The organism is Bacillus sp. URHA0034 (assembly GCF_056280405.1).
In genome coordinates, this window is record NZ_JBWCDK010000002.1 from 432530 (window position 1) to 446705 (window position 14176).

Annotated in this window: 11 protein-coding genes and 1 pseudogene; 5 read left to right on the top strand and 7 right to left on the bottom strand. The window is 41.3% G+C overall.

Annotated elements, in window-relative coordinates; translation table 11 throughout:
- The first annotated feature begins 162 nt into the window (after window positions 1-162).
- From qoxA to qoxD, 4 genes are read left to right on the top strand one after another with little or no spacing between them, the layout of a single operon-like run.
- Window positions 163-1134 (top strand): cytochrome aa3 quinol oxidase subunit II, encoded by a 972-nt coding sequence (qoxA, locus tag ACZ9EE_RS04470; protein WP_476025469.1) that lies wholly within the window; start codon window positions 163-165, stop codon window positions 1132-1134.
- Complete coding sequence (gene qoxB / locus ACZ9EE_RS04475) at window positions 1131-3113, top strand: cytochrome aa3 quinol oxidase subunit I (protein ID WP_476025470.1); 1983 nt, start codon at window positions 1131-1133, stop codon at window positions 3111-3113. The genes qoxA and qoxB overlap by 4 nt, the downstream gene beginning before the upstream one ends.
- A complete protein-coding gene (qoxC, locus tag ACZ9EE_RS04480; protein WP_476025471.1) occupies window positions 3103-3708 on the top strand; it encodes a cytochrome aa3 quinol oxidase subunit III in 606 nt (201 codons plus the stop codon). Before qoxB ends, qoxC begins: the two co-directional genes overlap by 11 nt.
- A 1-nt stretch (window position 3709) precedes the next feature.
- Window positions 3710-4003, top strand: coding sequence for a cytochrome aa3 quinol oxidase subunit IV (gene qoxD / locus ACZ9EE_RS04485; RefSeq protein WP_476025472.1), 294 nt, complete (start codon window positions 3710-3712; stop codon window positions 4001-4003).
- Window positions 4004-4089: 86 nt separating this feature from the next.
- Here the strand turns inward: qoxD and pssA are convergent, their stop codons facing one another.
- From pssA to ACZ9EE_RS04505, 4 genes are all read right to left on the bottom strand, one after another.
- Window positions 4090-4791, bottom strand: coding sequence for a CDP-diacylglycerol--serine O-phosphatidyltransferase (gene pssA, locus ACZ9EE_RS04490; RefSeq protein ID WP_476025473.1), 702 nt, complete (start codon window positions 4789-4791; stop codon window positions 4090-4092).
- Window positions 4792-4809: 18 nt separating this feature from the next.
- Complete coding sequence (locus ACZ9EE_RS04495) at window positions 4810-5481, bottom strand: phosphatase PAP2 family protein (protein ID WP_476025474.1); 672 nt, start codon at window positions 5479-5481, stop codon at window positions 4810-4812.
- 128 nt (window positions 5482-5609) lie between these two features.
- On the bottom strand, window positions 5610-6383 hold the full coding sequence (locus ACZ9EE_RS04500) for a TerC family protein (protein ID WP_476025475.1): 774 nt from the start codon (window positions 6381-6383) through the stop codon (window positions 5610-5612).
- A gap of 264 nt (window positions 6384-6647) precedes the next feature.
- A complete protein-coding gene (locus ACZ9EE_RS04505; RefSeq protein WP_476025476.1) occupies window positions 6648-8183 on the bottom strand; it encodes a carboxypeptidase M32 in 1536 nt (511 codons plus the stop codon).
- Between the two features lie 221 nt (window positions 8184-8404).
- Here ACZ9EE_RS04505 and ACZ9EE_RS04510 point away from each other — a divergent pair.
- A pseudogene (locus ACZ9EE_RS04510) lies at window positions 8405-10475 on the top strand (peptidoglycan D,D-transpeptidase FtsI family protein).
- Window positions 10476-10545: 70 nt separating this feature from the next.
- Here ACZ9EE_RS04510 and ACZ9EE_RS04515 read toward each other — a convergent pair.
- The 3 genes from ACZ9EE_RS04515 to ACZ9EE_RS04525 are packed head-to-tail and all read right to left on the bottom strand — an operon-like array spanning window position 10546 to window position 14176.
- Window positions 10546-11001, bottom strand: a complete 456-nt coding sequence (locus ACZ9EE_RS04515; protein ID WP_476025477.1) for a (2Fe-2S)-binding protein — start codon at window positions 10999-11001, stop codon at window positions 10546-10548.
- A 21-nt stretch (window positions 11002-11022) separates the two neighbouring features.
- Window positions 11023-11859, bottom strand: coding sequence for an FAD binding domain-containing protein (locus tag ACZ9EE_RS04520; protein ID WP_476025478.1), 837 nt, complete (start codon window positions 11857-11859; stop codon window positions 11023-11025).
- Complete coding sequence (locus ACZ9EE_RS04525; RefSeq protein ID WP_476025479.1) at window positions 11846-14176, bottom strand: xanthine dehydrogenase family protein molybdopterin-binding subunit; 2331 nt, start codon at window positions 14174-14176, stop codon at window positions 11846-11848. Before ACZ9EE_RS04525 ends, ACZ9EE_RS04520 begins: the two co-directional genes overlap by 14 nt.

A 14176-nucleotide genomic window follows, 5' to 3' on the forward strand; every position in this document is an offset into this window, starting at 1 on the left:
GTGTTAGCAAATTTGTTCTGCTAATGAATATTAGTTAAGAATTAATTCAAATTCAATTACTTGTATTTTCGAAGTAAATGTATTATTCTATTGAAGTTTGTGAATACATTCACGTTGGAATTGTGAACAAATGAACAAATATTTTTGGAGGGAAATACAAACATGCTTAAAAAGAACTATATTGTTCCACTTTTGGCTTTATTGCCTGTGCTGCTCCTTAGCGGTTGTGATTCAAAAATGCTTGTTTTTGATCCAAAAGGGCCCGCAGCAAGAGAAATTCTTGACTTAATTAACTGGTCATTAGTCTTTATGGCACTTGTGGTCGTTGTTGTATTTGGTTTATTCGGATATATCGTTTGGAAATACCGTGCAACAGCTGCGAATAAAGACTATGAGCCCCCAGAGGAACACGGCAGTACCAAATTAGAGTTGATTTGGACTTTTATTCCAATTCTAATCGTTATTGCCCTCACGATTCCGACAGTAAAAACAATTTACAAGCTTGAAAAGGTTCCGGCTGGGTATGAAAATAAAAAGCCGATTACGATTAACGTGACATCAGCTGACTGGAAGTGGATTTTTAGTTATCCGGAACAAGGAATTGAAACTGTCAATTATGTGAACATTCCCGCTGGTACACCTGTTAGGTTTAAATTGACTTCTGCCGGTACAATGCAATCTTTCTGGGTTCCGCAATTAGGCGGTCAGAAGTATACCATGAATAAAATGGAAACTGAATTGTATCTTACTGCCGATGAAGTTGGAGAGTACTTAGGAAGAAACACGAACTTTAACGGAAGAGGCTATGCTGATATGGAGTTTACCGTTGAGGCTAAGTCTACAAAAGACTTTCAAAAATGGGTTAAAGATGTAAAATCTAAGGCTCCTAAATTAACAGAGAAAAAATACGACGAATTACTGAAACCAACCCATTTAGGACGTGAAACCTTCGTCGGTACCCATCTGCAATGGATTGACCATGGACAAATGAACTCAAAAACTTATACGAATCCAAAATTATATGAAGTCCATGGGGTAAAAGGTCAAATCTTTAAGGATGAAGAGCCTTCTACCGAGACATCAAAAAACACATCGGATAGCTCGAAAGATAATTCAAATGGAGGTGAACAATGATGGGCAGTATAAATTGGCATGATTTCTTTATCGTCGGCAACCCGCTCATCCTAGGTTCCCAGATTGCTATTTTACTAACTGTGATTGGTATTGTAGCTTTAGTAAGTTATTTAAAAAAATGGAAGTGGCTCTGGCGCGAATGGCTGACCACTGTTGATCATAAACGAATTGGGATTATGTATATCCTTTCGGGTGTGTTAATGTTTTTCCGTGGTGGTGTAGATGGACTTTTAATGAAAGCCCAAACCTCACGTCCAGAATTAAAGTTTTTGGATGCACAGCATTACAATGAAATTTTTACAACTCATGGCGTCATCATGATTCTTTTTGCAGCGATGCCATTATTAATTGGTATCATGAACGTTATCGTTCCTTTACAAATTGGGGCACGTGATGTGGCGTTCCCACAATTGAATGCCCTCAGCTTTTGGTTATTCTTTGCAGGTGCGATGCTTTTCAACATTTCGTTTGTTGTCGGCGGATCTCCTGATGCCGGTTGGACTGCCTACTTCCCTTTAGCAGGTAAAGAATTTACTCCAGGTATCGGTAACAACTATTATGCGATCGCCTTGCAGATTGCCGGTATCGGTACCCTGATGACCGGGATTAACTTTGTTGTTACAATTCTAAAGATGAGAACAAAAGGCATGGGACTTATGAAAATGCCAATGTTTACTTGGACCTCTTTTATTGCGTCCGTTATCATTGTATCGGCCTTCCCAATATTCACAGTTGCCCTTGCGTTGATGACTTTTGACCGTATTTTTGGTACTCACTTCTTTACATTAAGCGGTGGCGGTATGGATATGATGTGGGCGAACCTTTTCTGGTTATGGGGACACCCTGAGGTTTACATCGTGGTACTTCCAGCATTCGGTATGTTCTCTGAGATTATTTCAACTTTCTCTCATAAATCGCTTTTTGGTTATAAATCAATGGTATTTTCCATTGTCGGTATTGCGGCTTTAAGTATGTTAGTATGGGTTCACCACTTCTTTACAATGGGTTCAGGCCCTGCTGTTAACTCCGTATTCTCCATCACAACGATGATGATTGCAATCCCGACAGGGGTTAAGATGTTTAACTGGTTATTCACGATGAGAAAAGGCCGGATTCAATTTACCACAGCGATGCTTTGGGCACTTGCATTCGTTCCTTGCTTTGTTATCGGTGGTGTCACAGGGGTTATGCTTGCAATGGGTGCAGCGGATTATCAATACCATAACACCCTATTCCTTGTAGCTCACTTCCACTATGTATTAATACCTGGTGTCGTATTTGCGGTATTCGGGGCGCTATATTACTGGTGGCCAAAAATGTTCGGTCATATGTTAAATGAAAAGCTTGGTAAAATTCATTTCTGGTTATTCGTCATTGGTTTTAACGTAACATTTATGCCAATGTTCTTCCTTGGACTTGATGGAGCGGTACGCCGTGCGTACACCTTCTCTGCTGAATCTGGATTTGCTCCCTTGTTCTTAGTTTCTGCAATTGGTGCGGTTATTTTAGCCGCTGGTTTCGCAGTGCTTTGCTATAACATTTACTGGAGTGCTAGATACGCAGACCGCAATATTTCTAATGATCCATGGGACGCTAGAACACTAGAGTGGGCCACTGCTTCACCTGTTCAATTCTATAACTTTGCTAAACAACCGGAAGTAAAGTCAATCGATGCTTTCTGGTATATGAAAAAGCATAATGAAGGTCTTAATTTGAAAGAATCAGAAATTAAAGAAATCCATATGCCTAGCAATTCGGGCTTACCATTCTATATGGGCGTTATCTTTGGAATTGCCGGTTTCTTCATGGTTTTTGAATGGAAAATCGCTGCCCTTGTGGCAACAGTCGGAATCCTTGGAGGTCTAATCGTTCGTTCTTTCGATTATAATGATGGCTTCCATGTCAAAGTAGATGAAATTAAGCAGATTGAAAAGGCATGGCGCGGTAAAGATAAAGGGGTGAACAACCATGTCAGCTAATGTAAATACAGCACTACCACTTGAATATCAAACAGAACAAAACCGTATGAACATTCTTGGCTTCTGGATCTTCCTAGGAGCTGAGATCATCCTTTTTGGAACACTCTTTGCAACATTTTCAGTATTGAATGCAAGATATGCCGGCGGCCCTACCCCGCATGAACTTTTTGAAATCAAGGGTGTCATGATTGAGACCATCTTGCTATTAACAAGTAGTTTTACAATGGGTCTTGCTATTTATGAAATGCGCCGCAGCAACCGTAATGGTTTAATTCTATGGTTTGTCATTACCCTGCTTCTCGGTGCAGGCTTTGTATTCTTTGAAATAAATGAATTTATACAATATGTACATGAAGGTGCAACATGGCATACAAGTGCCTTCCTATCAAGTTTCTTTGTCTTGCTTGGTACCCACGGACTTCACGTTAGTATGGGTATTGGCTGGGCAACAATGGTTATTATCCAATTACTGCAGAGAGGTTTAACACCTGTTACTGCACGTAAGACGTTTATTATCGGGCTTTACTGGCACTTCTTGGATGTTGTTTGGATCTTTATTTTCACATTTGTGTATTTAGCAAGGATGGTGGCATAAGATGGCTAAAAATACAAAAGGATTTCCTTTAACTCACGTCTTGGGCTTTATTTCTTCGTTGGTACTCACCTTCGCAGCCCTTTTCGTAGCCTTAAAAACATCCCTTCCCTTCAAAACAATTATTTGGGTGATTGGCAGCTTAGCCGTCATCCAAGCTGCCCTGCAGCTCTTCATGTTCATGCACTTGAACGAAGGTGAAGACGGCAAATCAAATATCATCAACATCGCTTCCGGAGTATTCATCGCATTCGTAGCGGTAGCCGGATCCATCTGGGTCATGTCTTTTGGAATGTAGTTATAAATAGTGAAAACATAAATAAAGGTGACAGGCACCATGTGAATTCTTCACATGGTGCCTGTCACCTTTTCTTTTGCTATATCTTATTTGGTTGTGTGTTTTCTTTTTGTCCGGACCATTTGGTAACCAATGAAGGCTACATAAAGCGGTATTGCGACATAAATGAAGTATGGAAATCGGTGCTGTTCTTTTTTAAAGACAATGTAGAGGGCATACCCCAAGAAAAGAGTAATAATGATTCCATATTTCGGCAGCGGTATTTCCTTTAAGCTCGGGATTTTAATGGTGCTTACCATCAAAACACATAGTACGAAAAAAGCAATCACAAAAATGAACCCTGGCATTTTTAATTGAAATAAGGTTAAAAGAGTTAATAAGCCGCCTGCAGCTGTAATCGGAACACCTGTAAAATGTTTTAGTGACGATTTAACAGCATTGATATTAAACCGAGCTAACCGATAGGCGCCAAACAAAGGAAATAATCCGGCCACTGCCATCCCGAGAATGCCGAAAGATGAAAAATACGAATAATAGGCCATCATCGCAGGTGCCACACCAAAAGTCACAATGTCGGCCAAGGAGTCCAATTCCTTCCCTAATTCACTATCCGCACGCAGCATTCTGGCAATCCGGCCATCCATACTGTCAAGCATCATCCCTATCAAAATGAGAATCGCTGCATTCTTGTAATCCCCTTCGGCAGAGTTCATTACAGATAAAAAACCAAAAAATAAATTTGCGAGCGTAAATAAGTTAGGAATACTGTTTCTGATAATATGTATCACTCCAAAAAAATAATAAAATTAGGCAGGTTCTTTTTGCCGTTTATACTTCTTATTATAACGCTTTTCTTTGTAAATTTGGAAAAACAAAATTGCGGTACCCACCCAAAAGCCACTTGCAAAATATCCGCCAATAATATCACTCGGATAGTGAACGCCGAGATAAATTCGACTGGTCCCAATCATTACAACCATGATTATGCTTACCACTATTAAAATACACCGGCCCCATCGATATGGGATGTGACGCCAAAGCAAAAAAGTGATGGCTGCATAGACAGTAAAAGCATTCATTGCATGACCACTGGGAAAACTATAGCCGCCAATGTCAATTAATCGATGAAAATTAGGACGCATTCGATGAAAAAAATGCTTTAATAGCTGATTAAGTAAGGCTGAACCGATTACAGCATAAACAAAAAAAATGAGTTCCAGACGATGGTGCAGGACTATATAAAGAAAAAATAACAAGCTGAGACTGATCACCACCACAACGGGTGCTGAACCAACGAAAGTAAAAAACTTCATTATTTGCGTAAGGGCGGACGATTCCATTCCTTGGACATATCCAATAATCGTACTGTCAAAATGAATGATTTTATGGTCACTTATCCATAATGACATAAAACAAAAGCCAATAATAGAGGCTAAACTTATTAGGAAAGCCATTGCTAAATGTGATTTTAATTTCATGGTTAATCCCCTCTTTAGACTCTAATCTGTCTAACTTTAATATCTCTTTTACTTGGAATAGTATGTGAAATAGAAACGGGCACTATCTTAGAGAATAAAGGAAAACTCGCCAAATGGCGAGCCTTTTATCAAACATTTGCCTTTTTTGTTTCGCGCTGCTCTTTTGAAAAGACCCAGCCTGCTGCTGCAATTCCAACTAACACTAAATAAAAGCTTACCTTCCATTCCGTGGAATGAGCAAATTCTTCATTTAATATTGCCAAGGATGGATGTGACAGTGTATATACGGCAAGCTTTACTCCCACCCAGCCCACAATGGTAAACGCGGCGATTTCGAGTCCTGGTCTCTTTTCCATCAGTTTTACGAATTGGTTTGCAGCAAAACGCATAATCACTAAACCAATAATACCACCTGTGAAAATGACAAGGAATTTCCCACCATCAAGGCCACCGATATTTGGAAGCGGTGTGTCCGGAAGAACGACCGCCATCGCGACTGCAGCCAAAACCGAATCAACGGCAAACGCAATATCTGCCAATTCCACCTTGAAAACTGTCATCCAAAATCCGCTGCTCTTCTTAGAAACTGATTCAACCTTGTTTTCTGCTTTCCCTTTTATGACTTTTCGGAAAATATGGTTAACTGCCATAAAGATTAAATACAGTGCTCCAATCGCTTGCACTTGCCAAACGTCTACAAGGAACGAAATAACAAATAAAGAAGCAAAACGGAACATAAATGCCCCGGCTAACCCATAAAACAATGCCTTTTTTCGGTCTTCTTCCGGAAGATGTTTTACCATGATCGCAAGGACAAGGGCATTATCTGCTGCTAATAGGCCTTCTAAAGCTACCAGAATTAGTAACACCCAACCATATTCCAATAATAAAGTTACATCCATACATAATTCCTCCCAAAGGGTCAATTTTTTCAAATACTCCCTCACGCCATAAAAATAGGCCTTTACTGTAACAGTAAAGGCCTAAAAACACAGAAAAGACCTTTACAGTAAAGTAAAGGTCTTGCTAACAACGTTCATGTTGCCAATAAAGCCGGAGAAAGATATTCTCGAAATGACGACTTTATTGTAGCAGCTACTCCCCTTTAAAAGGAAATATTTAATTACTATTAATATACTAAACTGTAATAAAAATGTCAATGATTTTTATAGGCCATATACCTCTGTATATTTTTTCTCCAAATATTCGATGAGGTAATCGGCATTTAATTCCTCACCGGTTACCTTAACAATTAATTCATTTGGTGTATAAAGTTTTCCATGCTGATGGATATTCTCCTTCAACCAGTCTTGAATAATCTTAAACTTGCCGTTTTCAATATTGCTGTAGAGATCGGGGATGTCTGTATTAATTGTGCGGAGAATTTGAGCCGCATATAAATTTCCTAACGAGTACGATGGAAAATAGCCAATTCCGCCGAATGACCAGTGCACATCCTGTAGAACTCCTTCTGTATCAGTTGCCGGAGAAATTTCTAGGTACTCATTCATTTTCTGGTTCCAGATTTCGGGTAAATCCTTCGCTTCAATCTCTCCGCCGATTAAGGCTTTTTCAATTTCATATCGCAGCATGATATGGAGGTTATAGGTAAGTTCATCCGCCTCTACACGAATCATCGATGGCTGAACGGTATTAACAGCGCGGTAAAATTCCTCTACCGTCACATCCTTCAATTGAGCTGGAAAATACTCAGTAAGCTTTGGAAAAAAGAAATGCCAAAATTCCCTGCTGCGGCCGATCATATTCTCTAAAAATCTCGATTGCGATTCATGAATTCCAAAGGATGCCCCACTTTGCAGCACGGTTTCTTCGTAGCTTGGATTGATATGCTGTTCATAAATGCCATGGCCTGCCTCATGAATCGTCCCAAATAATGCCGAGCGGACATTTTTTTCTAAATAGCGCGTGGTTAAACGGACATCTCCAATATTAACGGTTTGCGCAAACGGGTGGACGGTTTCATCAAGGCGGCCGGCCTGCATATCAAAACCAATCAAAGGTAAAATAAACCGATTAAAAGACTTTTGTTTTTCAATTTCAAAAGCTTGATTAAACATCTCCACATTTGTTGGATGACCATTTTTCCTGATTCGGTCTAATAAGCGCACACTAGCTTTCCGTAATTTTGCAAATAAAGGATCCAATTTTTTTACCGTTAATCCTGGCTCATACTCATCGAGCAGGGCATCATAAGGGTGTTCCTCATAGCCATATATTTCAGCAAATTGGCGTTTGTAGTCAATTATTTTTTCTAAAAATGGCAGATAGCTGGCATAATCATTATTCTCTCTAGCTTCTTCCCAGGCATCATTGGCCTGTGCCGTCAGGATACTATATTCCTTGAACAGATCAGCAGGTATGGCTTGAGATTTTTGATAATAATCGTAATACTCACGTACTTTTGCCCTCGTCACTTGGTCCAACTGTGATCGATGTTCTTTTTCCGTAAGCATTTCTAACAATTGAGCCATTTCAGATGAAACCGATAACTGAAAGATTTCGGTTCGTAAGGTTCCGGTGGCTTTGGCAAAAACGTTCCGGCCTTTTTTCGGTGCCATCACTTTTTGGTCCCAGTCCGCTAAACCCAAGATGCTAGAGTAGTGCGTTATTTTCTCGTCCAGTTGTTTAAATTGCTCTAATGCCTTTTTTAATGCTGATGGTTGAACCGTGTTTTGCTCCATTTATAGACGACCCCCTATCTGACTTCATACTCATTTATTATAAAATAAAAATTCAAATAATAGTGAAGTTTCGATAATCTTGTGTTTCGTAGTTTTAACTGACATCAAAGCATTATTATGCTGGAAAATAAAAAGATTATCCAATTCCACCTGTATTTCCCACTATAATCAGGCATACTAAAGAAAAGGAAACTATTTGGAAAAAAGGATGTGTGACCTATTTGGAAAACCAGAAAAAGAAAAAGTCTCATTTTCCTTTTCGCTTAAATTTGCTTTTTTTTGGTGTGTTTTTTTTTATTTTCTGTTCTTATTCTAAGACTTGGTTTCGTTCAGATTGTTTACGGAGAAAACTTTAAAAGGGATTTGGAAAGAAAGGAAGATATTACTGTCAGTAACCCTGTCCCAAGAGGAAAGATTTTTGACAGAGATTATCAGGTAGTCGTAGATAATGTCCCCAAAAGCGCCATTTCCTTTACCAATGAAGGCTTTAGTCAGTCAGATATGTTGAAAACTGCTGAAAATCTTGGCAAGTTCATTGAGCAAAAAACGGACATGGTCACTGAAAGGGATAAGCTCGACTTTTGGATGCTGAAAAACCCTGAGCTGGCTGACGCCAAAATTTCCAAACAAGAAAGAACTTTATATGCCAACAAGAAACTAACAGATCGAGATCTTTACAAATTAAAATTGAACCGAATCACAACTGCTGAATTAAAGCAATTAACACCTAATGATCTTGAAATATTAGCGATTTATCGGCAATTTAGCAAAGGATATAAATTTATCCCGGAGATGGTCAAGAATGAAGGCGTTACCGAGAAAGAGTTTGCCGTTGTCAGTGAAAATCTTCAATCCCTGCCTGGGGTGGAAACGACCACGGATTGGGACCGCTCCTATGCCTTTGGCAATACATTAAGGTCTGTTTTAGGAAACGTGACGAATTCCGGAGAGGGACTCCCGGCAGATCAGTTAGAACATTTTTTGGCGAGAGGTTATAACCGGAATGACCGGGTTGGAAAAAGTCAACTGGAAATGCAGTATGAGGATGTTCTGCACGGAAATAAGTCAAAGGTGAAGAATATCACGGACAAAACAGGCAATGTCATTGAAACCGAAACCGTGTTCGCAGGTAACAAAGGTAAAGACCTTATTTTATCGATTGATATGGATTTACAGATTGCTGTTGATAAAATTATTGAAGAAGAACTTTGGGCTGCAAAGAAATGGCCGGGGACTCGGTTAACCGACCGGGCCTATGTGGTCTTAATGGATCCCCACACCGGTGAATTACTGGCAATGTCAGGGAAAAAAATCGTTAAAGACAGTAAAACCGGAAGGGCTGTCATGATGGATGATGCCCTTGGAACGTTTACGACGACTTATAGTGTGGGCTCAACCGTTAAAGGAGCTACCGTTTTAACCGGTTATAAAACGGGGGCCATTTCCCCAAATACATATTTTAATGATGCAGGAATTAAAATTAAAGATACTCCGATAAAAAAATCCTATGCTTATCTGGGCAATTTAAATGAGATTAATGCCTTAAAGAAGTCGTCAAACGTTTATATGTTCCATACTGCGATAAGAATAGGCAAAGGCCATTATGAATACGATAAGCCCTTAAATTTTTCCAATAAACGGGCGTTTGAAACAATTAGAAATTCATTTGCCTCCTTTGGGTTAGGAACGAGAACGGGAATTGATTTACCAAATGAGCAGACAGGTTTCAAGGGCCAAAGTAAACTGCCTGGATACTTACTTGACCTGGTAATTGGACAATACGATACCTATTCGGCTATGCAGCTTGCACAATATGTTTCAACGATTGCTAATGGAGGCTATCGAATGCAGCCGCATATCGTTAAACAAATCCGGGAATCGGCCTGTGATGGAGAGACGCTGGGTCCTGTCCTGAAGGAAATCAATCCGACCGTCTTAAATACCGTAGATGTAAAAAAAGAATGGCTGAGACGTGTAAAAATAGGGTTTCAAAAAGTAATGCAGGAACCTGGTGGAACTGCTTACAAGTTTTTTGAAGGTGCCCCCTACTCACCTGCTGGTAAAACGGGAACGGCTGAGGCGTTTTATGATGGACCATTACGGAGCCACTTTGGCCAAGAGCCGCCGCCAGTGATGAATTTAAGCCTTGTAAGCTATGCTCCAAGCTCTAATCCAGTGGTCGCAATGGCTGTTATCGTACCGTGGGCATACGATGGCAAAGACGACAATCGGGCCAATCTAAAAATAGGCCGCCGTGTTTTAGATACGTTTTTCCAAATGAAGAAGAAATAGGGTGCCTTTTGCACCCTATTCATGCTATTCGGAAAGGAAAAACCCTAGTGATTAGTTAACCCTGGCGTTGCTAACTCTTGCGTAACACGGATTTTACAGCTTTTTCTATCTCAGAATAGCTCGTGCAACGGCATATATTGGATTCCAGCCATTCCTTTATTGTTTTATCATCGGCATCAGGATGCTGTTCAATTAACGAGTGGCAATTCATAATAAAGCCAGGGGTACAATAACCGCATTGAAAGGCAAAATTTTCGATAAACGCGTTCTGAATAGGGGCACCCTTCAGACCTTCAATCGTGGTCACTTTTTTCCCAACTGCTTCCACTGCCAGCATCAAACAGGACTTCATCGGCCACCCGTCAATGTTAATTGTACATGCGCCGCAGTCACCATTTAAACAGCCGGGCTTCGCACCAGTCAGACCAAGATAACTGCGAAGGGCATACAAAAGAGTATCAGCCGGACTGACCGATAAAATGTGACTTTCGCCATTCACATCCAACGTTATGGAATAGGATCTCAAACCCTCTCTCCTCCCCTATTACTACTGTTCACGCTCCAGTGCTTCTAACGCATCGCGGAGTAAATTTCGCAGTACAAATAGCCGATATTTCCTGGATCCCTCAATATCTTCTAATATTGGCTGAGGTAATACAGCAATGGCTCCTTCCACCCTTGTTTCAAACGATTGTCCCTCCGCATTGAGTGATTCCTCTACTGCGGCAGACCGAAACGGAAATGGGCATAATCCACTGACTGCTGCCCGAATCTTTTGATTAATTTTTAAGGCAGCCAACGTAATCAGCGGATAACCGGTCTCCCATTGCTGCCTTCGTTTAACGGTAAAATATGGGGCATGAATAAACGAAAGATCCGTAGCCGTTTGCACTAAAAATTCGCCGCTGTTTAATCGTAAATGCCCTTGAAATATATCATTAATAGGAACGACTTTTTTTCCTTCAGCTCCATTAATCATGACTGTGCTATCGGCTAGTAAAAAGGGCAGGACCGCCTCCCGGTAAAAAATCCGTGCACAAATATTGCCGCCCAATGTAATTTTTCCGCGAGCTGAATGATCCGCGACTTCACTGGCTGTTTTCGTTAAAAGAGGAAAAAGATTCGCTTCCTCTATAGCGGTTAACGAGAGTGAACTTCCGAGCAATAAATGATCTCCACTAACCTGCATGACATTACATTCAGGGATCCCTTTAATGTCAATGACTGCCTCCGTATAGGCTAAGTCAATTCTTCCAAGCGTTAATAATTCCGTCCCACCGGAAAAATAAAACGGCTGCTTCCCCTGTTGATCTAAATGGTGATATAAATCAACAGCTTCCTTTAACGTTTCCGGCCGATAATAATCAAAATCAAAGGGAAGCATGATTAGCTGCCTCCTTCGCCTTCCAGATTAATTCAGGAATGAGCGGGAGATTTCGAAGTGAAACACCTGCAGCAATTGATAACGCATTTCCGAGCGCCCCTGGCATTCCCATTAACCCATGCTCCCCAACCCCGCGCGCACCATATGGACCGTCTATCTGGGGTGTCTCGACAAATCCAACCAAATACTCGGGATGTTCACCGTAGCGCAACGGCCGATACGTTCGCAGCTGAGGATTTAATACCCGGCCAAGTTCGTCAAAATAAAAGGTTTCTCTTCCAGCAAAGGCCAATCCCATGCTCATCGCTCCCATTACTTGACCAAGGGCTGCTTTTTCGTTCATTACTTTCCCAATATCCACTACCGTACATGCTTTTAACAGCCGATACGTATAGTCCCTTCTATCTAACTCAATTTCAACCCCATAGGCGGCAACAGTCCATTCTGGACCTGGCTTTCCTTCACCTGTTTCCGGATCCAGGTGGGTTAAATGGCGTAAGATAAATTTGCCACGGCCAATAATTTGCCCGCCAATTGAATTTCCATTTGGGTATTGATAGCCGTAGCCGACATCTTTAAAATCAAGACCGATAGCGGGATCATCCCGTAAAAAAACACGACTGTGGGCCACTTCGATATCTTCTATTGGTGCACGAAGGACACATGAAGCAGTCTCTTTTAACTGTCGAATCACATCCTCTGCTGCATTAAGGACGGCCCTTCCGCCCATGTAAGTACCACGGCTCGCTACTGTTTTCCAGTGTTCAGGTGTCGTTTGTGTATCAACTTCCATTCTGACATGAATTTTGTCCACATCCATTTTCAATCTTTCAGCGAGAATTTGCGCTAAAATCGTTTTAGTACCTGTGCCTATTTCAATGACACCAGACATCAAATTGAGACTGCCATCCCGGTTGAAGGTAATAATAGCCCCTGATGGTGCATTCGGGTCAATGGTCGAGGTTTTCCAACTGCAGCTTACTCCCTTAACTCTCACATATCGTTCATCTATTTCCTTTATCGCACCTTCTTCCCATTTCATTAAATTCCGGACCATTTCAATACATTTTTGCAGATTACCGACATTGCTTTTATTCAGCTTCACCCTTGTTGGCGTGGTATGGCCAGGCATGATCGCATTGATGTAGCGCAGCTCCAGCGGGTCCATATTTAATCTTTGCGCTAGGATATCCATGGTTCGTTCGATGCAAAATGACAACTCTGAATGACTGAAGCCCCGAAACGGTGTGGCATAGGGATGATTCGTATACATACAGTAGGAATTACACCATACATTTTCAATGTTATAGGGTCCCGTACAATCGACTGCCCCAGAACGGGTGACATCAATTGCCTTATCCGAATAGGCACCGCCATCCCATAAAAATTGGATTTCAGCCGCAGTTATTTTTCCATTTCGGGCTGCTCCTAATTTAATAGTGGCATCTAAGCCAATATGACAGGGGGAGGTAATGATATCTTGTTCCCGATCATTTAGTATTTTGACAGGCTTACCGCCGACCGCCTTGGAACCAAGGTAAGCGAGAACCTCTAATTGGACGGCTGCTTTCCCTCCATAGGCGCCGCCAACCAGCGGTGTATGGACAATGATCTTGCCCATTTCCTCATTAAAATATTTGGCGATTAGCTGTTTTACCATAAATGGCGCTTGTGATGAGGTCATAATCAGGATTGTTCCATCCGGTCTAATTTCAGCGGTTGCACATCTTGTTTCCATGGCGGCATGGTCAGATGGTGCGAAGGAAAAACTCTCCTGGACTGCTATTTCACTCGCTGCCCAGCCGGCTTCCATATTTCCTTTCCGAATTTTAATCAGGGTCGCGATATTTGTTCCAGGAACCGGGTGTGAGTCCTCATCCTTATCATAGTTTCCAAGTTCTTCATGGACCAGTGGTGCCCCTTGTTTAAATGCCTGGGTCGGCGAATTGACAACCGGAAGCAGCTCGTATTGAACCTTTATCAAGTCTGCCGCTTTTTTAGCTTGTGCAGGGGTATCTGCCACTACTAGTGCCACGGGTTCACCGTGGTATCGTACTTTATCAACCGCGATAGGCGGTCGGTCCCGAATTGCTTCTCCAGTTAAAGGAAATTGCTGACCGGCGAGGATCGCTCTGACACCTGGTACCTGTGATGCTTCCATTGTATTCATACTAACAATTTTGGCATGGCCATATGGACTGATGACCATTTTTCCGGACAGCATGGGCTTTTTAAAATAATCATTTGTATACATAGCCCGGCCAGTCACCTTATCAAGCGCGTCCTTACGGATGACACTTTTTCCAATTACCTCCAT